Below are 20799 nucleotides of genomic sequence, written 5' to 3' on the forward strand. Positions count from 1 at the left end.
CCATTTCCTTCAGTTTGGGCGTCCACTGCTGGTACTCGGCCGGGAAGCAGCGCTCCAGCACGTCCAGCATGGCGGTGACGCAGGTGGAGGCGCCGGGCGAGGCGCCCAGCAGGCCGGCGATGGAACCGTCCTGCGCCGCGATGACGGCGGTACCCAGTTCGAGGACACCGCCGACGCCCTTACGGCGGATCACCTGCACCCGCTGCCCGGCCGTGATGAGTTCCCAGTCCCGGCCCTCGGCGCGCGGGATGAACTCCTCCATGGTGTACACCCGGCCGGATTGCGATTTCATCAGCTCGGTGACCAGGTATTTGACCAGGCTCAACTCGGTGACGCCGACACCGAGCATCGGTACCAGGTTGCCGGGTTTGATCGACTTGAACAGGTCGGCGTTGCTGCCGTCCTTGAGGAACTTGGGGGTCCATCCGGCGTAGGGGCCGAACAGCAGCCCCGGCTTGCCCTTGATGATCCGGGTGTCCAGATGCGGGACCGACATCGGCGGCGCACCGACCGCCGCCTTGCCGTAAACCTTGGCCGCGTGCTCGTCGATCAGCTCCGGGTTGGTACACCGCAGGAACTGACCCGAGACCGGGAAGCCCGCGAAACCGCGGATCTCCTTGATTCCCGCCTTCTGCAGCAGCGGCAGCGCCCCGCCGCCCGCGCCCACGAAGACGAATTTGCTGATCAGGGTGCGGGTGCGTCCGGTCCGGGTGTTGCGCACCGTGACCTTCCAGCTACCGTCCTTCTGCTTGGTCAGGTTACGAACCTCGTTACCGAAACCGATCTCCCCGCCGCTGGCGCCGATATAGGCGAGCAGTTCCTTGGTGAGCGAACCGAAATCGATATCGGTGCCGCCGTCGGACCAGTTGAGAGCGATCGGATCGGAGAAATCGCGGCCCCGGGACATCAGCGGGAGCCTGCGAGCGAACTCGTCCGGGCTGTCGATGTACTCCATGCCGGCGAACAACGGATGCCGGGAGAGCGCCTCGTACCGCTTGCGCAGATACTGCACGTCCGCGGCGCCGTGTACGAAACTCACGTGCGGGATGGGATTGATGAAGCGGGAGGGATCACCGAGGATCCCGTTCTCCACCGCGTAGGCCCAGAACTGGCGGGAGACCTGGAACCGCTCGTTGATATCGACGGCCTTGCCGATATCGACCGAACCGTCCGGCTTCTGCGGGCTGTAATTGAGCTCACACAGCGCCGAATGACCGGTACCGGCGTTGTTCCACGGATCACTGCTCTCGGCCGCAGCGGCGTCCAGCCGTTCGAACACCGAGATCGACCAGTCCGGCTGCAGCTGACGCAGCAGCGCGCCGAGAGTGGCGCTCATGATGCCGGCACCGATGAGGACTACATCGGTCTTTTCAGTCTGGGCAGCGTTCGGCACGGGTGTTCGACTTCCTTGTCCTGATGCGCGGGGCGCACATCCATGGATGCGGCCCGCTGGGGCACGGGCGCGTTGTGCAGTTGTGTACGGGTCGCGATGGTGAGCCCTCCGGGCTCGGCCGAATGTAGGTTACCCATCGTTCACTATTGCCAATTGTGCACCTCGACACGCGCGGAATCCGCAGCCCGGGCGGCGATTGTGACGTAGATTCCTCCTCCGCGTCACCTTCGGGCCTGCCGTTGCTACTCATCGGTCGCCTAGATTGGAGGCGTGACGAACGAATCCGCGGCCGGTATCAGTGCCCTCGGCCGAGCCGCCGACTGGCAGCCGGATGTCCTCGGGGACGAGTACGAATATCGCACCCTGGAACTGGGGCCCGACCCCGACGGCGAGGGCGATATCGTCGCCACCCTGGTGCGGCATCTCCCCCCGGCCGACGCCGTTGCCACGGCCGACGCGGTGCTGTATGTGCACGGGTTCACCGACTATTTCTTCCAGCGCCATGTCGCCGAGCACTTCACCGCCCGCGGGCACCGTTTCTACGCGCTGGACCTGCGCAAGTGCGGCCGGTCACTCCAGCCCGGCCAGACGCCTCATTTCATCAGCGATCTGACCCTCTACGACCGGGAACTCGACGATTCGCTCCGGCTGATCACCGGCGAGACACCGGGGAAGGTGCTGGTGGTGGCGCATTCGACCGGCGGCCTGGTGACCTCGCTGTGGCTGGACCGGCGGCAGCGCGCCGGGGGCACGGCGGCCGCGGGTATCAGCGGGCTGGTGCTGAACAGCCCGTGGTTCGATCTCCAGGGCCCGGCCTATGTGAGGACGGTGGGCACCCAGCTCATCAAGACGGTCGGTCGTTTCCGGGCGAAGTCGGCGCTACCGCTGGGCAAATCCAGTGCCTACGGCGACAGCCTGCACCACAGCGGGGCCGGGGAATGGGACTACGACCTGGACTGGAAGCCGCGGTACGGGTTCCCCGTACGTGCGGGCTGGTTGCGCGCGATCCGGCTGGGCCAGGCGCGGCTGCACCGCGGCCTGGACATCGGCGTGCCCGCGCTGCTGCTGCGGTCCAAACTCACCAGGTTCGCCCGCGAATACGGGCCCGCGGTGGACGTCGCGGACGCGGTCCTCGACGTCGCGCAGATCCAGCGCTGGGCCGGTTGCCTGGGCGACCGCACCAATATCGTCCCGATCGACGGAGCCCGCCACGATGTGTTCCTGTCCGCCGCGGGCCCGCGCACCGAGGCCTTCCGGGAACTGGACAACTGGCTCGACTGGCTGGCCGCCCGGCCGGCCTGAGTCACCACATACTGGTCCGCAGCACGATCTCGGTCGCGAACTGCTGATCGGCTTCGGTGGCGACATTGTCGACATCGATGCCCACCACCCGGAACTCGCCGTACACGTGGCGGCCGGAACTGTCGGCCACCGGACGCGGCAGCCGTTTGGTCACCAGCACGGTGGTGGGCAGTTCGACCGCCGGACAGGCGGCGTCGAGCACCGCCCCGTCCTCGTCGGGTACGGCCGGATGCCCGCGATCGGCGACCACCAGGCTCACGAAGCGGCCGAAACCCTTCGCGCAGACCTCCCACGCCACGCTGGCGCCGGCGCCCCGGCCGGCGACATTGGCCCAGGGCACGCCGAGCTCGTCGAGGGCCGCGTACACCCCGGCGGTATCGAGCCCCTCGGCCGTTTCGAACACGATGGTCCGCAGATCGGAACTGTGCAGCCGGGCACACACCCGGTCGTAGACGTCCGGTGGATCGCCGGAATCGGGGAGCAGCAGCACGCTGTGCTGGGTCACCGGCCCGTCCACCCGCACCGTCCAGTCCCGGTCACCGACCGCGATGCGCCGAGATTCCATGCCGGTTGACGCTACACCGCGCACCCCTGCCGTGGGGTCGCGTGGGTCAACAGCGCCGCGATCGTGACGCGAGGCCGGCGGCGATCAGCCCGCGCCCGACAGCGCTTCCAGCGTGGCACCGACACTCGGCAGCCCGGCCGGGACGCCCTCGGCGAGGAGCCGGTCCAGCCCGGCGACATCCAGATGCGCGGAGACCAGATCGGCCAGCAGGTCCAATTGCCCGGCCCGCACCGCACCCACCCGGGTCCCGGGAGCCACCGTGAACCCGGAGCGCCCGGCGCACCGGGCGACCTCGGTCAGCCAGCCCCGCCGGAATTCGTCGGATTCCAGAAGCCCGTGCAGATGGGTTCCCCAGACCGCTCCGCGCGCCGCCCCCTCCGGGATACGCTCCCCGGTCACCGGATCGGCGCCGTCCGCCGCCTCCGCCCAGCCGGTGACATACAGCCACGGCTGCTCGGCGGTCCGCCGGACCCGGCCGTGATGGATCTCGTACCCGGTCGCGGGCGTATCCGGCGCGACCCGCGCACCGGCCGCGGTCGTCCGGCGCAGCACCTTCCGACGGCCGAATTCGATATCCATATCCAGCAGTCCCAGCCCGGCCACCTCCCCCGCGCCCGATTCCACGGTGTCCACGATCCGGCGGCCCAGCATCTGATAACCCCCGCAGATGCCCAGGATCGGTCCGCCCACCGCGGCGCGGCGGATCAGCGCGTCGGCGATACCGGTACGTCGCAGCCAGGCCAGATCGTCCACGGTGGCCTTGCTCCCGGGCAGGACGACCAGGTCGGCGCCGGCCAGGGCCGCGGGGTCGCTCACCCAGCGCACCGTGACACCGGGTTCGCAGGCCAGCGCTTCCACATCGGTCGAATTCGATATTCGCGGCAGGCGCACGGCGGCGACGGTGAGCCATTCGCGGCCGATCGGGGCGGCGGGCCGGCCCACCGCGGCGCCGGCCACGGTGCCCAGCGAATCCTCGGCATCGATCCACAGCTCGTCGCAGTACGGCAGCACGCCAAGTACCGGACGCCCGGTACGCGCGGTCAGCTCGTCCAGGCCCGGCCGCAGCAGCTCCACGTCGCCGCGGAACTTGTTGATGACGAATCCGGCGATCAGCCGTTGGTCCGCGGGTTCCAGGACCGCGAGCGTCCCGAAGAGATGGGCCAGCACCCCGCCCCGGTCGATATCGCCGACCACGAGCACCGGCAGCTCCGCGGCCCGCGCCAGGCCCATATTCGCCAGATCGGTGGCGCGCAGATTGATCTCGGCGGGCGAGCCGGCCCCCTCGCAGATCACCACATCGAATTCCGCCCGCAGGGCCGCGAGCTCGGCGGCCACCACCTCGCGTAACCGGGTGCGGTGGGTGAAATAGTCCGCGGCGCCCACCGTATCCACCACCCGGCCGCGCACCACCAGCTGCGACCGCCGGTCGCTTCCGGGCTTCAGCAGGACGGGGTTGAACCGCACACTCGGTTCCAGCCCGCACGCCTGGGCCTGCAGTGCCTGGGCCCGCCCGATCTCCCCACCGTCCAGGGTCACCACGGAGTTGTTCGACATGTTCTGCGCCTTGAACGGCGCCACCCGCACCCCGCGCCGCCGCAGCATCCGGCAGATACCGGCGACCACCACGCTCTTGCCCGCGTCGGAGGTCGTCCCGGCGATCAGCAGCGCCCCGCCGGGCCCGCTCACGGCAGCGTGAGGATCTCGGCGCCGGTCTCGGTGACCACCAGGGTGTGCTCGAACTGGGCCGTCCACTTGCGGTCCTTGGTGACCACGGTCCAGCCGTCGTCCCAGATCTCGTAGTCGATACCGCCCAGATTGATCATGGGTTCGATGGTGAAGGTCATGCCCGGTTCGATCACCGACTCGACCGCGGGCTGGTCGTAGTGCAGGATCACCAGGCCACTGTGGAAGGTCGGCCCGACCCCGTGCCCGGTGAAATCCCGGACCACGCCGTAGCCGAAACGGTTCGCGTAGGACTCGATCACCCGGCCGATGACATTGAGCGCCCGGCCGGGGCGCACCGCCTTGATGGCCCGCGCGGTCGCCTCCTCGGTGCGTTCGACAAGCAGTTTCACCTCTTCGTCGACCTCGCCGGCGAGGAAGGTGGCATTGGTGTCGCCGTGCACGCCGTGAATGTAGGCGGTGACATCGATATTGACGATGTCACCGTCCTGAACCACCGTACTGTCGGGGATACCGTGGCAGATCACCTCGTTGAGCGAGGTGCAGCACGATTTGGGGAAACCCTTGTACCCGAGGGTCGACGGGTAGGCGCCGTGGTCGCACATGTACTCGTGGGCGATCCGGTCGAGTTCGTCGGTGGTGACACCCGGGGCGACGGCCTTACCCGCCTCGGCCAGCGCCCGGGCGGCGATCCGGCCGGCGATCCGCATCTTCTCGATGGTCTCGGAGGTCTGCACCCACGGCTCGGAACCCTCCTGGGCCGTTTTCTTCCAGACGTACTCCGGCCGTTCGATCCCACGCGGGACCTCACGGATCGGAGTGGGGGTTCCTGGAAGCAGCGGCTGGCGGGTACGCACGGACATGCGCTCCAGAGTAGTCGGCGCAGGCCGGGCGGTCGCCGGGAACGGTCCCGGACGACGCGCGCCGGGCCCTCAGCGGACGCGGGCGCCGGTACGGACCTCGAACGCGACGCGGTCGCCCCGATAGAGGGCGGCGACCCGCTCGATCGGGCGACCCTGGGTATCCACCCCGCGGCGCACCACCCGGATCAGCGGAACCGCGGGCCGGCAGCCGAGCAGCCCGGCTTCCCGGGGCGCGGCGAGCACGGTTTCGATACGTTCGGTGGCCCCGCCGTACTCGACACCGGAACTGCCGATCGTCGCCGACAGCGAGCCGAGCGGATCGAAACCCGCGCGGAGCCAACCGAAACGGTCCAGCGACAGATCGATTCGCTCCAGCGCGATCGGCTCGCCGTCGGCGTGCAGCAGGCGCTCCAGGGTCATGATCGGGGTGTGCAGCGGAAGTTCGAGGTCCCGGGCGATCTCGGTATCGGCCTCGGTGTCCTCCCAGGAGAGCAGACTGCGCACGACCCCGGACCCGTCCTCACCGGCGGGCTCGGGCGCCAGTGGGCGCACCACCTTGGGGCGGGCGAGTACGGTTCCACGGCCCTGCCGGCGGATGCGCCCCTCGACCGCGAGATCCCGCAGGGCGTGCCGGACGGTTTCCCGGGCGACCCCGAAGCGTCCGGCCAGTTCCCGTTCGGCGGGCACCCGGTCGCCGGGGCGCAGCTCGCCGAGCATCGTGTCCAGTTCGGCCCGTACCCGGTAAACCTTGGACAGGGCGGTGATTCCCGGCACCGCGGCTGCCTCTGTGTCGAGGTCCTCGCGCGCCGTCACGGCGCCTACAACCCCTTCGGTCTGCCTCATGGCAGAAACTACCTCCAATTGGCCTGTACCGACGGGTTAACCGAGCATTCGCCGTTCGGTTTCATCTGGTCTGGGCCATTCGACAATCTGCGGTCTTTCGCGTGTCCAACGCAGAGGCCGACGACGTTCAGCGGCCCGAACGTGGCGGTGATCCGCCGAACCCCTACTGCACCGGTAGCCGTCGGCGCCCACCTGCTACCTCGGCGATCAAATCGGTGTAACCGTCGACCAGTTCGGCGAGGTGGTACCAGTGCCGGTGGGTCCGGTCGCTGCGCACCCCGTCGGCCTCGATCGCCTGGTTCGCGGCCACCCAGCTCAACGCCATCCGGTCGATCACCGCGCCGAGGCTTTCGGTGTGCAGGGAGGCGCCGTGGCGATGCTGCGGCATCCTGCGGGTGATCCAGTCGTTGATGTCGTCCACGAGTTCTCTTCTACGACAGTCGATTTCCGCTATCTGCGCCATATCCCGGACCTGCGCGCGGCGCTTGTGCAGTTCGACCAGCGCGTGCGCGAAGCGCAACAGCACACGCTCCTGGACCCGCCGCCCTTGGAAGGCGCACAGCAGTTGTGGCGCAGTCGGCAGAGTTCCCAGAGTGGGTGCGCTCATCCGCACCCCTGGAACTCACCCGGCACCATCACACTCTGTACCAACATGATCGGCTCTCGATTCGGTAATCCCGGACATCGGATCGTTGTTCACAACAAGGTTAGCTGGATCATGCTCTTACATATGCAAGAACACAAGACTTCGATACGCAATGTTGCGAACAGCGTCGTGCGCGAGCCTAACGATCCTTTCGGCGGTACCCGGACGCGGTCCCGTCGAAAACGCGTACCCGCCAAGATCCTTCCCGTCGGCGGTCCGAATCCCCGCCGCCGCGAACATTACCCGGAACACGCCCTGGACCGGCCACGACAACGCGTCATGCGACCACATCGCAACCGTGCCGAGATCTGAGCGCGGCGCGCAGCCAAACCATACCGGTCCCTATGGTCCTGCGACACAACGCCCCCGGGCGCATCGGCCGACGTCACCGGCCCTCTTCGCACCGCCGGCGCAGGCGCGCACCGAAACCCGCGGTGACGATCCGGCCTTGCACCCGGGATGCACGCTCGCGCACACCGCGTCGATTGCCGACAGTTTGCCCTATCGTCGGGATGCCCGGGCCCGTGCACACTCGCCCAGTCCCGCGAAGCCGTACGGCCGCCCGGCCGCGGCGGTCGGTCACCGCGCGGCCCGCGCCGTGCGGTATGGATGCTGTGGACAGTCACCGACAAGGATGTGGACCCATGAGCAGTGCCCCCGACCCACGAACCGCGCAGGCGGCCGCCGAGCTCACCGGCCCGGGCGGACCGTTCGAACTGTCCACCGAGACAGTGCTCGGCACCCCGCTCGCCGTCCGGCGCCGCTCATTACGCGAACTGCTCGACCATTCCCGGACCTGGGGTGACCGCGACTACCTGGTCACCGCCGATCGGCGGATCTCGTTCACCGAGCATGCCGCCGACGCCCAGGCGCTGGCCCGCGCGCTGGCCGACCGGTACGGCGTCGGGCGCGGCGACCGGATCGGCATCCTGGCCGCCAACAGCCCCGAGTGGGTGATCGCCTTCTGGGCGGCGCAGTGTCTGGGCGCCGTCGCGGTCGCGTACAACGCGTGGTGGGCCGGACCGGAGGTCGAATTCGGTATCCGGCACACCGAACCGGCGGTCGTCGTCGCCGACGCGGCCCGGGCCGCCCTCGCTGCCGACAGCGGGGTGCCCGTCCTCACCACGGAGACGGACCTCCCCCGCCTCGTCGCCGGCTATCAGGGCGTGGCCCCGGTGGTCCCGGTCGGCGAGGACGATCCGGCCGTCGTCCTCTACACCAGTGGAACCACCGGCCATCCCAAAGGTGTGGTGCACACCCACCGCAACCTCATCGCGATCGCCGACTACCACCGCTACACCGACGCCCTCGGCGCGGCGCTGGCCGGCCGCGCGCACCGGGAGCCCAGCGATAAGCGGTTCCTGCTCACCTCCCCGCTGTTCCATATCGCCAGCCTGCACAATCTGGTCGTGCCCCGGCTCGCGACAGGCGCGGCGGTGATCGTGCACACCGGCGCTTTCGCGGCCGACCGCGTGCTGTCGCTGATGGCGCGGGAGCGGGTGACCAACTGGGGGGCCGTGCCGACCCTGGCCGCCCGGCTGCTCGAACACGACGCGGCCGGTTACGACCTGTCGGCGCTCGCCGCGCTGTCTCTGAACGCGGCCCCGTCCTCACCGGCCTTGCAGCAGCGACTGCGGGCCCGGCTGCCCGGCACCGGGATCGCACTCACCACCAGTTACGGACTCACCGAGAGCGGTACCGCCGCCACCGTCGCCACCCCGGCCGAACTCGCCGCCGACCCGGAGACAGTCGGGCGGCCGATTCTCGGTGTCGCGGTGGCGATCCGCGATCCCGCCGGCGATCCGGTGGCCGAGGGCACCGAAGGCGAGATCTGGGTGCGCAGCCCGTACGTCATGCTCGGCTACTGGCACGACGACGCGGCGACCGCCGCCGCATTCGACGGTGAACGCTGGATGCGGACCGGTGATTTCGGCGCCCTGATCGACGGTCGGCTCCGAATGACCGGGCGCCGTACCGATCTCATTCTGCGCGGCGGAGAGAACGTGTACCCCAACGAGATCGAGAACGTCCTGGACGAACATCCCGCGGTCCGCGAATCTGCGGTCCTCGGGGTGCCCGACGAGGATCTGGGGCAGCGGGTCGCGGCGGTCGTGGTGACCGGCGATCCGGACGCTCTCGACGCCGAGGAACTGCGCGGTTTCGTCGCCGAGCGGCTAGCGTACTTCAAGGTTCCCGAACACTGGACGATCACCGCGGGGCCGCTGCCGCGCAATGCGACCGGAAAGGTGATGCGCCACGAGATCACGCCGTGAGCACGGGTTTGTGACCACTGCTCGCCCCGCCGCCGGGCTTTCCTCGTTATTGTTGCTCGACAGAGGGCGCGGCGGGCGAGGATCGTGGTCGGCGGGCCGCGCCGGGCGCGAGGGAAAGGGATGACATGGCAGGCAAACGCACCGTCCTCACGGCGGGGCTGCGCCGGCTCTCGGTGCTGCTGCTGGAGATGCGCGACGACGCGAAGCTGAGCAAGGAGGACGTCAGCGCGCGCACCGGCATCAATGTGACCACGCTGTACCGCATCGAGACCGCCCAAGCCCGGCCACAACGCCGCACCCTGATGACCATGCTGGATCTCTACGGTGTCGAGGAGGCGCGGCGCCAGGAGGCGCTGGAGCTGCTCTCGGACGCGCAGAAACCCGGGATGTCGCGGCCCTACGAGGCCAGCCTGTCGGAGGTGTACGCCGCGTACATCAATTTCGAATCGGTGGCGTTGTCGGCCCGGCACTATCAGACGTCCTTCATCCCCGGCCTGTTGCAGACCGAGCAGTACGCCATGGCCGTGATCGATACGTGCATGCCGAAATTGGAGGCGTCGGATCTGGAACGGCGTGCCCGGGCCCGGATGGACCGGGCGGCGGTACTGGCCAAGGTCGAGCCGCTGGAACTGTGGGTGGTGCTCGACGAGGCCGCGATCCGCCGGATGGTGGGTGGACCGGCGGTCATGAGCGGGCAGCTGCGCCGGCTGGGCGAGGCGACCAAACGCAAGAACGTGATCCTGCAGATCCTGCCGTTCGACGCGGGCGCGCATCCGGGTATGGCCGGGTCCTTCACGATTCTCGACTTCCCCGACCCGACCGATCCCGAACTGGTCTATGTCGAGGGCATCTCCGGCGACGCCCTCATCGAGGGTCATACCGAGATCCGGCGCTTCGGTGTCATGTTCGACCAGTTGCGGGCGATGGCTCTGAGTCCCCGCGATTCGGCGGTGGTGATCGCCGACGCGGCCGCGGCGGCCGAAGCGCTGGCCTGAGCGGGTGAACGGCCCGTGAACGAGGAGTCCGGGCCGTACGGAGTGGGTACCCAGATCTGAACTGTCCGATCCAGAGCTCGCACGCACTGCGGAGATGAGGGGTTCGCTTGGCAGACGTCACCGACCGGACCGATCCGGCGCGGCAACCCGAGTTGAAACGGGTCATGGGCCCGTGGCTGCTGTTGCTGTTCATCGTCGGCGATATTCTCGGCACCGGTATCTACGCACTCACCGGCCGGGTGGCCGGAGAGGTCGGCGGGGCGGTGTGGGTCCCGTTCCTGGTCGCCTTCGGAGTCGCACTGGTCACCGGTCTCAGCTATCTGGAACTGGTCACCAAGTATCCTCAGGCCGCCGGCGCCGCGCTCTACACCCACAAAGCGTTCAGGATCCATTTCATCACCTTCATGGTGACGTTCGCGGTGATGAGTTCCGGTATCACCTCCGCCGCGACCGCGGCCAAAGCCTTCGCGGCGAATTTCGCCGAAGCCTTCGAATTCGACGGCAAGGGGCCACTGCTCACCGTGATCGCCTTGGCGTTCATGGCGGCGGTCGCCGCGATCAACCTGCGCGGGGTAGGCGAGAGCGTCAAGGCCAATGTCCTGCTCACCTGTGTGGAACTATCCGGTCTGCTGATCGTGGTGTGCATCGGACTGTGGGCACTGGGATTCGGTAACGGCGACTTCGGCCGCGTCGTCGAATTCGACACCGGTGACCGCACCGCGTTCGGCGGCGTCGTCGCGGCGACGACACTGGCCTTCTTCGCGATGGTCGGTTTCGAGGATTCGGTGAACATGGCCGAGGAGACCAAAGAACCCACCAAGATCTTTCCCAGAATCCTGCTCACCGGATTGCTGATCACCGGAGCGATCTACGTGATGGTGTCGATCACGGCGGTGGCGCTGGTCCCACCGGACACCCTGTCCGAGAGCGACACCCCGCTGCTGCAGGTGGTGGAGATCAGGGCACCCGGGTTCCCCACGCAGGTCTTCGCGTTCATCACGATGTTCGCGGTGGCCAATTCGGCCCTGATCAATATGCTGATGGCCAGCCGGCTGCTGTACGGCATGGCCAAGCACAAGGTGATCCCCCGGTCCCTGGGCCGGGTCAACCGGAGCCGGCGTACCCCGCATATCGCGATCCTGTTCACCACCCTGCTGGCCTTCGGCCTGCTCACCTTTGTCGACCAGGTACCCGAACTCGGTGGCACCACCGCCCTGCTGCTGCTCGGGGTGTTCACCATCGTGAATATCGCGGTACTCGTGCTCCGGCGGGACCGGGTGGCGCACGACCACTTCCGCACCCCCACGCCACTGCCCGTGCTCGGCGCGGTGTGCTGTGCCTATCTGGCCACCCCTTTCACCGACCGCAACCCTCAGCAGTACGCCATCGCCGGGGTGCTGCTGATCGTCGGCGTCGTGCTCTGGGCTTTCACCGCGCTGTGGAACAAACAGCACAATGTCCGGCCCCTGGGCCCGGGGGCCGACGTGTGACGGTCCGCCGCGCCGTCCGCGCAGGTCGCCGGTTCCGCACCGGTGCGCGGGAATTCGCGGAAGTGACGAGTCGACGTGCGATCGGTAACGTATTCGCCGATGACAAGCATGGACGCCAGGTTCGGCGATGCGGCTGGGTCGGTGCCCCTGCCCAGCCCGTGGAACCTCAACGCCTACCTCGCCGAGGTGGCCGCGCACCGCAAGCGGCCGATCTCGTTACAGCCGGCCCACCGGTCGGCGCTGGCCGATCTCGGATGCAACGGCAACGGCCTCTGGATCGCCCGCAAGAACGACGACATCATCGTCTACGACGCGTCGGCCTCCGGTCGCAATGCGGACCACATCGTGCTGCACGCGATCGGCCATATGCTGCTGGGGCACGGCGGCCCGGGGGCCGAGGACCCCGACACCACCCGCATCTCGCTGGGTGCGCTCAATGCCTCACTGCTCGACGCGCTCGCCACCATCGCCCCCGGATCGATCACCCAGATCCTGGGGCGCGACGATTTCGGCCCCGACCGGGAACGCGAGGCGGGGGTCTTCGCCGAGATGACCATGGTCTACGCGGCACTGCCCCGACGGCGCACCCGCTCCTTCTGGCCGTTCAAGCGCCGCCGCAACAAATAGCGGCGGATGCGGCACGGGGACGGGCACCGTGCCGCGGACACCGGCCGAGCGGCTACGCTTGTGGGCCGTGGCCGAACCGCAGACACCCCCGCATCCCGCTATTGCCCCGCTGGCCGGTTTGCTGGGCACCTGGCGCGGTCGCGGCCAGGGTGACTACCCGACGATCGAACCCTTCGGTTATCTGGAAGAGATCACTTTCGGGCATCTGGGCCGGCCCTTCCTGACCTACCGGCAACGTACCCGGCACGCCGACGACAACCGCCCACTTCATGTGGAGACCGGATATCTGCGCTGCCCCGGCCCCGACCGGGTGGAGCTCATCGTCTCCCACCCCACCGGGATCACCGAGATCTGCGAGGGAAAACTCACCCTCGGCGACGACGAGGTCCGACTCGAGCTGGAGTCGACCGCGATCGGTCTGAGCAGCACGGCCAAATCGGTCACCGCCCTCAGCCGGACGGTGCACATGCACGGCGGCGTCATCGACTACGCCCTGCAGATGGGTGCCGTAGGACTGCCGTTACAGGATCACCTCGCAGCGAGTCTGCACAAAATCTGAATGGAACGTAACGAGTGGATCACGGATAACGCCGCCTGGATCACGATTTGCTCGTCATCGGTTCAATCCAACTTTCCGTCTTGTCTCGGTGGGTACTCCCTGCTTAGGTTGGCCTGAGCAGCTAATCATCAGATAACTCTTCCGCAGAGCCCGGTCGCCAGCGCATTCCGAGCTCGCTGTCTGTCGAACCTCTGAATCGGAGGGAGCCGGAAATGAAGCGTTTCACCGTTGCTTTCATCACCGCCGGATTGATCCTGGGAGGCGCCGGAGTCGTCGAGATCCTGGGGACCGATACCGCTTCGTCGGCACCGGTCGACGACCGGACCGTGTCGGTCGTCGCGCCCGCCCGGGTCAGCGATTCACTGACGACCGATACTCGCGTCACCGAGATCGGTCACCGGTATGCGACCGCTACTGACCCCGAGTCCACCGGCCAGTGAAGGCTCGGGGTGACGGCCGGTATCAGTACCCCGCGGGCAGCGCCGCCAGCATATCCCGCGTCACCGCCACCGCGTTATCCGAACTTCCGCCTCTGACCAGCAGTGTCGCGAAGGCGATATCGCCCCGGTACCCGACGAACCAGGAATGCGAACCACCCTCCACCTCCGCTTCGCCGGTCTTGCCGAACACCTCCCCCTGATCGGCGATCCGCTCCGCGGTACCCGCGACGACCACCTGCCGCATCATCGCCCGCAACCCGCGCACCACTTCCGGCGCGAGGACCGGCCGCGGACCGTCGACCACCGTCTCCCGCCCCGCGATCACATAGGGAGTCGGCGCCGACCCGGACGCGACGGCCGCGGCCAGCACAGCCATACCGAAGGGGCTCACCACCACCCGGCCCTGGCCGATCCCGTCCTCGGTGCGCTGCGTGCGGTCGTCGGTCGCGGGCACCGAGCCGGAGAAAGTCGGCAGGCCCGCCACGGTGTAATCCGGTCCGATACCGAAAGCCGCCGCGCTGTCGGTGAGGGCGGAGGCCGGCAATTCGCTGGCCAATCGAGCGAACGAGGTGTTGCACGAGCGCGCGTAGGCGGTCGTCATGGGTACCTCACCCACGGAAAATCCGTTGTAGTTCGGGATCATCCGCTCGCCGATGGTGACCGCACCGGGGCAGGAAACCACGGTATCGGGTGTCGCGATACCGTGGGCCATCGCGGCCGCCGCGGTCACCGTTTTGAACACCGAGCCCGGCGGGTACTGGCCGATGGTCGCCACCGGTCCGTCCCGGTCGGCGGCCGCGTTCTGCGCCACCGCCAGGATTCCGCCGGTCGACGGCTCGATCACCACCATCATGGTCTGCTCCCGGCGGCCGTCGACCGCACGCTGGGCCGCGTTCTGGATGCGGCGGTCCACACTCAGCGCGAAGGAGGGCGCCGGTTGCGCCGCCACCTCGTGCAGCACGCCGGTCTCGGCACCACCGGCATTGCGGGCCACCACCCGCCAGCCGGACCGTCCGTCGACATCGTCGATCACCGCCTGCCGGACCTGGGTCATCAGGTCGGGGGCGAATTTCCGATCGGTGGGCGTCATATCCCACTCCTGGGTCACCCGCACGCCCGGGAGCCCGATCAACTGGGGTCCCGCCCGGCCGAACTCGACCTCGTTCAGCACGATCACCGTGTACACCCCGTCGGCGGCGCGCGCGGAATCCAGGATCCGCTCCGGAGTGAGCCGCTCGTCGATATCGACCAGCGCCCGGGACAGGGCCGTCGCCACCCGCTGCGGTTCGGCACTGTCGGTGGCGTCGAAGGTCACCCGCGAGACGGTGCCCGGCACCAGGACATCGCTGCCGGACTGTTCGTTGACCCGGGCCCGCGGCGCGGGCTGTACGGACAGTGCCATGGTCTGGGTATCGCCGAGTCGCGGATGCACGGCCGTGCCGCTCCAGCGCACCGTCCACGAACCCCCGCTGCGCACCATCGGCAACTGCCCCGCATAGGTCCAGGTGCGGCCGCCGGGCAGCCGCCATTCGTAGGTGTAGTCGACGGTGGCGGTGTCACCGGTGATGCGGGCGGCGCCGGTGTCGGTGTGCAGTTCTTCGGCGCCCAGTTCGTCCCACGCCGAAGTCAATGCGGCGAAGGCTTTTTCGGGCCGGGTGGTCCGATCGGCGGCCGCTTCGATATCACGCGCGGTGAACGCGCCGAGGAAACCGTCCGCGGCGGTGATCGGCCCGGAGGAGCCCGCCGCACAACCGGTCACGGCGAACGCGAGCGCCGCGACCGCGATCACGAGTACCGATCGGATCGTCATCGGAGCCGATCGTAGGCGACCGGAGCCGGTGATCACCTGCGGCACACCGGATCCGGTCCGGGTCAGTCGAGCAGAACAGTGGCGAACGTGGCGATCTGACGAAAACCGACCGCCCGATAGGCTCGCCGGGCCACCTCGTTGTAGTCGTTGACGTACAGGCTCGCGGTCCGCCCCGAGGCCACCACCGAATTGGCCACCGCCGCCGTACCCGCCGTGCCCAGTCCCCGGCCCCGGTGCTCCGGATGCACCCAGACACCTTGGATCTGCCCGGTGCGCCGGGACTGCGCACCCACCTCCGCCTTGAACACCACCTCGCCATCCGCGAACCGCGCCCAGGCCCGGCCGGCCTCGATCAGTCCCGCCACCCGACGCCGATATCCGCGGCCCCCGTCCCCGGCCCGCGGATCGATCCCGACCTCCTCGATGAACATCGCGATCGCCGCCGCGAGATACCGGTCGAGCTCGTCGGGACGGACCTGGCGCACCTGCGGGTCGGCGGTCGATACGGCGGTCTCGGTGAGTGCCAGCAGCGGCTGTGCGGCGCGCACCTCCCGTTCCGGACCCCAGTGGTCGGCGAGCATCTCCCACAGCGGCAGCGCGAGCTCCTGCCGGCCGACCACCGACGAGCACATCCGGGGCCACCGGATGGCCCGGTCAGCGAAGGCGCGCAGCGCCTCACGCCCGCCGCGCAGCGGGATGAGATTCACCCCGGAGAAGCACAATGATTCCGAGGGGCCGCCGTGACTCCACAGCTCACCCTGACCGCACCGGTTGTCCAGACCGTATTCCTGTAACCGGGCGGCGACCATGCAGGTGGCCACCGGATCATCGTCGAGGACCCGGAGTACCTGCGCAAGGTCCCGCTTGGCGAGCTGACGCGCGGGAACGTATTTCGCGCGCCGGGTCGGCTCCAGCAGACTCCGCACCTACAACAGCCTGCCATGAACCGTGCCGGGACGGTACGAATATCCGGAAAGCGTCCGCGCGGCGCGTACGGATCGGGCAGGACACACCGGCTCGCCGCTCCGGCGAGCCGGTGGCGCGGGGCACTCAGCCCACGCTGACGACCGGTTCTCCGGTCCCGGCGTCCTCACCCATCTCCTCGGCGATCCGCATGGCCTCTTCGATGAGAGTTTCCACGATCTGCGCCTCGGGCACCGTCTTCACGACTTCGCCCTTGACGAAGATCTGCCCCTTGCCGTTCCCGGAGGCCACGCCGAGATCGGCCTCGCGAGCCTCGCCCGGGCCGTTCACCACGCAGCCCATGACCGCGACCCGCAGCGGCACCTCCAGGCCGTCCAGGCCCGCGGTGACCTCGTTGGCCAGGGTGTACACATCGACCTGCGCGCGACCACAGGACGGGCAGGACACGATCTCCAGCTTGCGGGGCCGCAGGTTCAGCGACTGCAGAATCTGCCCGCCCACCTTCACTTCCTCGACCGGCGGCGCGGACAGCGAGACGCGGATGGTGTCGCCGATCCCCTCGCTCAGCAACGCGCCGAACGCGACCGCGGATTTCACGGTGCCCTGGAATGCCGGGCCCGCCTCGGTGACACCGAGGTGCAACGGGTAGTCGCACTGCGCGGCCAGCTGCCGGTACGCCTCGACCATCACCACCGGGTCGTTGTGCTTCACCGAGATCTTGATATCGCCGAATCCGTGTTCCTCGAACAGGCTCGCCTCCCACAGCGCCGACTCCACCAGCGCTTCCGGAGTGGCCTTGCCGTACTTGGCCATCATCCGCTTGTCGAGGGAACCGGCGTTCACTCCGATCCGGATCGGGATACCGGCGGCACCGGCTGCCTTGGCGACCTCTTTCACCCGGCCGTCGAATTCTTTGATGTTGCCCGGATTCACCCGGACCGCCGCGCAGCCCGCATCGATGGCGGCGAAGATGTAGCGCGGCTGGAAATGGATATCGGCGATCACCGGGATCTGCGATTTCTTCGCGATCGTGGGTAGCGCGTCGGCATCCTCCTGCCGCGGGCACGCCACCCGCACGATATCGCAGCCCGAGGCGGTGAGCTCCGCGATCTGCTGCAAGGTCGCGTTCACATCGTGCGTTTTGGTCGTCGTCATCGACTGCACCGAGATCGGGTGGTCGCTGCCCACACCGACACCGCCCACCATCAGCTGGCGGGTTCTGCGCCGCGGTGCGAGCACCGCGGCCGGTGCGGTCGGCATCCCCAATCCGATTGTGCTTACCACTTTCGGCTGCCTACTTTCGTACTGGTCCGGCCGGTCGATGCCGAGTGTAGTCCCGCCCCGACCGGCGGCGTCGAGACATGGACAACAGTCGGGACCGGCACCGGCACGTCACCGGGACGTCATCTCGCCGTAGCCCGGGTGACCGCACGAGGTGCGGGAGCCTCAGAGGAAACGGCTGATCACCGGGGTTTGCGGCGTAGCAGCACGTCCCGGATCACGAGGATCGCCAGGACGGCGGCGAATCCGATGAGGTAGAGATCCTCGACCTTGCCGTGGTGATTGCCCTTCAGCATGCCCAGCAGGATCACGATCACCACGACCGCGGCCACCTGGAACGTCCGGCGGGATTCCCCACTCCAGCCCCAGGCCGCCGACGGAACCTCTGCGGGGTCCACCTTGGTGACGACAGCCTTGTCGCTGGTGGGTTCGACTTCCGTGGCGGCCACGATCGCTCCTCCTCGAGAGAACGGATACTGCCCGATATCGTGGCATACGACCGCCCGTCGTAGCCAGCAGGGGCACGGTCGGTGACAATGGGCAGGTGTCAGATCTCCGCAGAGTCCTCCTGCTCGGCAGCACCGGGTCCATCGGCACCCAGGCGCTCGAGGTGATCGCCGCGAACCCGGACAGATTCGAAGTCGTGGGCCTGGCCGCGGGTGGCGGGAACACCGACCTGCTCGCCGCGCAGATGGCCGCCACCGGCACGACCGCGGTGGCCGTGGCCGACCCGGTCGCGGGCGCCGAACTGGGGGTCCCGTTGACCGGCGCGGGCGCGGTGACCGAACTGGTCCGGCGCACCGAGGCCGACGTCGTACTCAACGCGCTGGTCGGGTCGCTGGGTCTGGAGCCGACGCTGGCCGCGTTGGAAACCGGCGCGACACTGGCGCTGGCGAACAAGGAGTCGCTGGTGGCGGGCGGGTCGCTGGTCACCCGGGCCGCCCGCCCGGGCCAGCTGGTGCCGGTGGATTCGGAGCATTCGGCGCTGGCCCAGTGCCTGCGCGGCGGACGGGCCGAAGAGGTGGCCACCCTGGTGCTCACGGCGTCCGGCGGACCGTTCCGCGGCTGGACCACCGACATGCTGGACGGCGTGCACCCCGCCGAGGCGAAAACCCATCCGACCTGGTCCATGGGCCCGATGAACACCCTGAACTCGGCCTCCCTGGTCAACAAGGGGCTGGAACTGATCGAAACGCATCTCCTGTTCGGCATCCCCTACGACCGCATCGAGGTCACCGTGCACCCGCAATCCATCGTGCATTCCATGGTCACCTTCACCGACGGCTCGACCCTCGCCCAGGCCAGCCCGCCCGATATGAAGCTGCCGATCGCCCTGGCGCTGGGCTGGCCGGACCGGGTGCCCGGGGCCGCCACTCCCTGTGATTTCGGCACCGCCGCCACCTGGACCTTCGAACCCGTGGACCACGAGGTGTTCCCAGCGGTGGAACTGGCCCGGGAAGCCGGTACCGCGGGCGGTTGTGTCACCGCCGTGTACAACGCCGCCAACGAGGTCGCGGTACAGGCCTTTCTCGACGGCCGGATCCGGTTCACGGAGATCGTGCGCACCGTGGAGCAGGCGGTACGCGACGCCGACCGGTGGCGCGCCGAACCCACCGAACTCGCCGAAGTACTCGCGGCCGACCAGTGGGCACGCGACCGGGCCCGTACCCTCGTACAGCGGTAATCGATGTCGCGGATGGTCGAGGCACCGCACGCGGGCGGTTACTGTGGACACGTGCTCGCGGCCGCTCCGGTCTCTGTGCGGGCCGCGAGTAATGATCTGCGCACCGCAGGAGGGCTGTAGACCACATGCTGTTCGTGTTGGGGTTCGTGCTGTTCGCCCTCGGCATCACGATTTCGATCGCGCTGCACGAATGCGGGCACATGTGGACCGCTCAGGCCACCGGCATGAAGGTACGCCGGTATTTCATCGGGTTCGGGCCGAAAATGTTCTCCTTCCGGCGCGGAGAGACCGAATACGGCGTCAAATGGCTGCCGCTCGGCGGGTTCTGCGATATCGCCGGAATGACCGCGCTCGACGAACTGGAACCCGAAGAGGTCGACCGGGCCATGTACCGGCAGGCCACCTGGAAACGCCTCGTGGTGATGTCCGGCGGGATCGGGATGAATTTCCTGCTGGGCTTCCTGCTCATCGTCGTGCTGGCGGTCGGCTGGGGCCTGCCGAACCTGAACCAGCCGCCGGAAACCGCGATCGGCGATATGAGCTGCGTCGCGCCGCAGAACCCCGACCGCACCCTCGGCACCTGCACCGGCCCGGGTCCGGCCCAGCGCGCCGGCCTGCAGCGCGGCGATGTGGTCACCGCGATCAACGGCGAGAAGGTGGACACCTGGGAGGAGTTCCAGACCCGCACCCAGCAGCAGGATGGACCGTTCACCTATACCGTCGACCGCGACGGGCAGACGCTGACTCTCGAGGTCGTCCCGGAACAGGCCGTGCGCTACCCCCGCGACGGCGGCCCCGGCCGCGAGGTGAGTGTCGTCGGGGTCGGCCAGGAGTTCTACGAGCCGGTCCAGTACAGCGTCCTCGGCGCGATTCCCGCCTCGGCCGCTTTCACCGGCGAGATGTTCATCCGCACCTTCCAGTCGCTGGCGCAGATGCCGGCCAAGGTGGCGTCGCTGTGGGACGCGGTCACCGGAGGCGAACGCGACCGGGAGACCCCGGTCAGTGTGTACGGCGCCAGCAAGATCGGTGGCGAAACCGCCGAACGCGGTTACTGGAACGCTTTCATCCTCATCCTGGCCAGCTTGAATTTCTTCCTGGGCGCGTTCAACATCCTGCCGCTGCTGCCACTGGACGGTGGCCATATCGCGGTGGTGCTCTACGAGAAGATCCGCAACACCGTTCGCGGCTGGAAGGGATTGGCCCCCGGCGCTCCGGTGGACTACCTGAAACTGCTTCCGCTCACCTATGTCGCGGTCGTCGTCGGTGGCGCCTACATGCTGCTCACCCTCGCGGCCGACATCATCAATCCCATCCAGCTCTTCCCTTGATCGCGTACGAGTGACGACGCGGCCGATGATGTGGTCGCGCGGTTCGTGATCACTTCGCGGCGTAGGCGAAGGGGGCGCCGGCCCCCGGGCCGA

General features: G+C 68.4%; 19 protein-coding genes. 9 read left to right on the forward strand and 10 right to left on the reverse strand.

Annotated features, from left to right (window positions below):
- A partial coding sequence (gene mqo, locus ABZV91_RS27635; RefSeq protein WP_355247679.1) for a malate dehydrogenase (quinone) occupies window positions 1–1336 on the reverse strand: 1336 nt, incomplete at its 3' end.
- A 327-nt stretch (window positions 1337–1663) separates the two neighbouring features.
- Here mqo and ABZV91_RS27640 point away from each other — a divergent pair.
- Window positions 1664–2695: an alpha/beta hydrolase gene (locus ABZV91_RS27640; RefSeq protein WP_355247681.1), complete on the forward strand. Its 1032-nt coding sequence runs from the start codon at window positions 1664–1666 to the stop codon at window positions 2693–2695.
- Window position 2696: 1 nt separating this feature from the next.
- Here ABZV91_RS27640 and ABZV91_RS27645 read toward each other — a convergent pair whose 3' ends face one another.
- From ABZV91_RS27645 to ABZV91_RS27665, 5 genes are all read right to left on the reverse strand, one after another.
- A complete protein-coding gene (locus ABZV91_RS27645; RefSeq protein ID WP_355247684.1) occupies window positions 2697–3260 on the reverse strand; it encodes an alpha/beta hydrolase in 564 nt (187 codons plus the stop codon).
- Between the two features lie 84 nt (window positions 3261–3344).
- Window positions 3345–4946, reverse strand: a complete 1602-nt coding sequence (locus ABZV91_RS27650) for a cobyric acid synthase (RefSeq protein ID WP_355247687.1) — start codon at window positions 4944–4946, stop codon at window positions 3345–3347.
- Window positions 4943–5806, reverse strand: coding sequence for a type I methionyl aminopeptidase (gene map, locus ABZV91_RS27655; protein ID WP_355247690.1), 864 nt, complete (start codon window positions 5804–5806; stop codon window positions 4943–4945). Before map ends, ABZV91_RS27650 begins: the two co-directional genes overlap by 4 nt.
- A 69-nt stretch (window positions 5807–5875) precedes the next feature.
- Entirely contained in the window at window positions 5876–6571 is a 696-nt protein-coding gene (locus tag ABZV91_RS27660) for a GntR family transcriptional regulator (RefSeq protein WP_355247739.1), read from the reverse strand.
- A 241-nt stretch (window positions 6572–6812) separates the two neighbouring features.
- Window positions 6813–7172, reverse strand: a complete 360-nt coding sequence (locus ABZV91_RS27665) for a DUF4254 domain-containing protein (RefSeq protein WP_355247742.1) — start codon at window positions 7170–7172, stop codon at window positions 6813–6815.
- 767 nt (window positions 7173–7939) lie between these two features.
- Between ABZV91_RS27665 and ABZV91_RS27670 the strand changes: the two genes are divergently transcribed.
- From ABZV91_RS27670 to ABZV91_RS27695, 6 genes are all read left to right on the forward strand, one after another.
- Complete coding sequence (locus tag ABZV91_RS27670) at window positions 7940–9568, forward strand: class I adenylate-forming enzyme family protein (RefSeq protein ID WP_355247692.1); 1629 nt, start codon at window positions 7940–7942, stop codon at window positions 9566–9568.
- Between the two features lie 125 nt (window positions 9569–9693).
- Window positions 9694–10563, forward strand: a complete 870-nt coding sequence (locus tag ABZV91_RS27675; RefSeq protein WP_355247695.1) for a helix-turn-helix transcriptional regulator — start codon at window positions 9694–9696, stop codon at window positions 10561–10563.
- Window positions 10564–10727: 164 nt separating this feature from the next.
- Window positions 10728–12053: an APC family permease gene (locus ABZV91_RS27680; RefSeq protein WP_355247745.1), complete on the forward strand. Its 1326-nt coding sequence runs from the start codon at window positions 10728–10730 to the stop codon at window positions 12051–12053.
- A gap of 99 nt (window positions 12054–12152) precedes the next feature.
- The gene (locus tag ABZV91_RS27685; protein ID WP_355247697.1) at window positions 12153–12680 is read left to right on the forward strand and encodes a hypothetical protein; all 528 of its coding nucleotides are present in this window, start codon (window positions 12153–12155) and stop codon (window positions 12678–12680) included.
- Window positions 12681–12747: 67 nt separating this feature from the next.
- Window positions 12748–13239 (forward strand): peroxynitrite isomerase, encoded by a 492-nt coding sequence (locus ABZV91_RS27690; protein ID WP_355247700.1) that lies wholly within the window; start codon window positions 12748–12750, stop codon window positions 13237–13239.
- Between the two features lie 212 nt (window positions 13240–13451).
- On the forward strand, window positions 13452–13679 hold the full coding sequence (locus tag ABZV91_RS27695) for a hypothetical protein (RefSeq protein WP_355247703.1): 228 nt from the start codon (window positions 13452–13454) through the stop codon (window positions 13677–13679).
- Between the two features lie 22 nt (window positions 13680–13701).
- Here ABZV91_RS27695 and ABZV91_RS27700 read toward each other — a convergent pair whose 3' ends face one another.
- From ABZV91_RS27700 to ABZV91_RS27715, 4 genes are all read right to left on the reverse strand, one after another.
- Complete coding sequence (locus ABZV91_RS27700) at window positions 13702–15489, reverse strand: penicillin-binding transpeptidase domain-containing protein (protein WP_355247706.1); 1788 nt, start codon at window positions 15487–15489, stop codon at window positions 13702–13704.
- 62 nt (window positions 15490–15551) lie between these two features.
- The gene (locus tag ABZV91_RS27705; protein WP_355247709.1) at window positions 15552–16415 is read right to left on the reverse strand and encodes a GNAT family N-acetyltransferase; all 864 of its coding nucleotides are present in this window, start codon (window positions 16413–16415) and stop codon (window positions 15552–15554) included.
- Between the two features lie 124 nt (window positions 16416–16539).
- The gene (gene ispG / locus ABZV91_RS27710; RefSeq protein ID WP_355247712.1) at window positions 16540–17697 is read right to left on the reverse strand and encodes a flavodoxin-dependent (E)-4-hydroxy-3-methylbut-2-enyl-diphosphate synthase; all 1158 of its coding nucleotides are present in this window, start codon (window positions 17695–17697) and stop codon (window positions 16540–16542) included.
- 179 nt (window positions 17698–17876) lie between these two features.
- Window positions 17877–18143 (reverse strand): DUF2631 domain-containing protein, encoded by a 267-nt coding sequence (locus ABZV91_RS27715; RefSeq protein ID WP_355247716.1) that lies wholly within the window; start codon window positions 18141–18143, stop codon window positions 17877–17879.
- A 95-nt stretch (window positions 18144–18238) separates the two neighbouring features.
- Between ABZV91_RS27715 and dxr the strand changes: the two genes are divergently transcribed.
- Together dxr and ABZV91_RS27725 are read left to right on the forward strand one after the other, a co-directional pair.
- Complete coding sequence (gene dxr, locus ABZV91_RS27720; protein ID WP_355247719.1) at window positions 18239–19378, forward strand: 1-deoxy-D-xylulose-5-phosphate reductoisomerase; 1140 nt, start codon at window positions 18239–18241, stop codon at window positions 19376–19378.
- Between the two features lie 125 nt (window positions 19379–19503).
- On the forward strand, window positions 19504–20706 hold the full coding sequence (locus ABZV91_RS27725) for a M50 family metallopeptidase (RefSeq protein WP_355247721.1): 1203 nt from the start codon (window positions 19504–19506) through the stop codon (window positions 20704–20706).
- The last annotated feature ends 93 nt before the right edge of the window (window positions 20707–20799 follow it).

The organism is Nocardia sp. NPDC004568, assembly GCF_040609955.1.
GTDB lineage: Bacteria > Actinomycetota > Actinomycetes > Mycobacteriales > Mycobacteriaceae > Nocardia.

Excerpts from the sequence above, each read along its gene's own strand:
- ABZV91_RS27695 (WP_355247703.1), top strand. The coding sequence starts at position 13,452 with ATGAAGCGTTTCACCGTTGCTTTCATCACCGCCGGATTGATCCTGGGA.
- ABZV91_RS27670 (WP_355247692.1), top strand. The coding sequence starts at position 7,940 with ATGAGCAGTGCCCCCGACCCACGAACCGCGCAGGCGGCCGCCGAGCTC.
- ABZV91_RS27675 (WP_355247695.1), top strand. The coding sequence starts at position 9,694 with ATGGCAGGCAAACGCACCGTCCTCACGGCGGGGCTGCGCCGGCTCTCG.
- map (WP_355247690.1), bottom strand. The coding sequence starts at position 5,806 with ATGTCCGTGCGTACCCGCCAGCCGCTGCTTCCAGGAACCCCCACTCCG.
- ABZV91_RS27725 (WP_355247721.1), top strand. The coding sequence starts at position 19,504 with ATGCTGTTCGTGTTGGGGTTCGTGCTGTTCGCCCTCGGCATCACGATT.
- ABZV91_RS27700 (WP_355247706.1), bottom strand. The coding sequence starts at position 15,489 with ATGACGATCCGATCGGTACTCGTGATCGCGGTCGCGGCGCTCGCGTTC.
- ABZV91_RS27645 (WP_355247684.1), bottom strand. The coding sequence starts at position 3,260 with ATGGAATCTCGGCGCATCGCGGTCGGTGACCGGGACTGGACGGTGCGG.
- ABZV91_RS27680 (WP_355247745.1), top strand. The coding sequence starts at position 10,728 with ATGGGCCCGTGGCTGCTGTTGCTGTTCATCGTCGGCGATATTCTCGGC.
- ABZV91_RS27685 (WP_355247697.1), top strand. The coding sequence starts at position 12,153 with ATGACAAGCATGGACGCCAGGTTCGGCGATGCGGCTGGGTCGGTGCCC.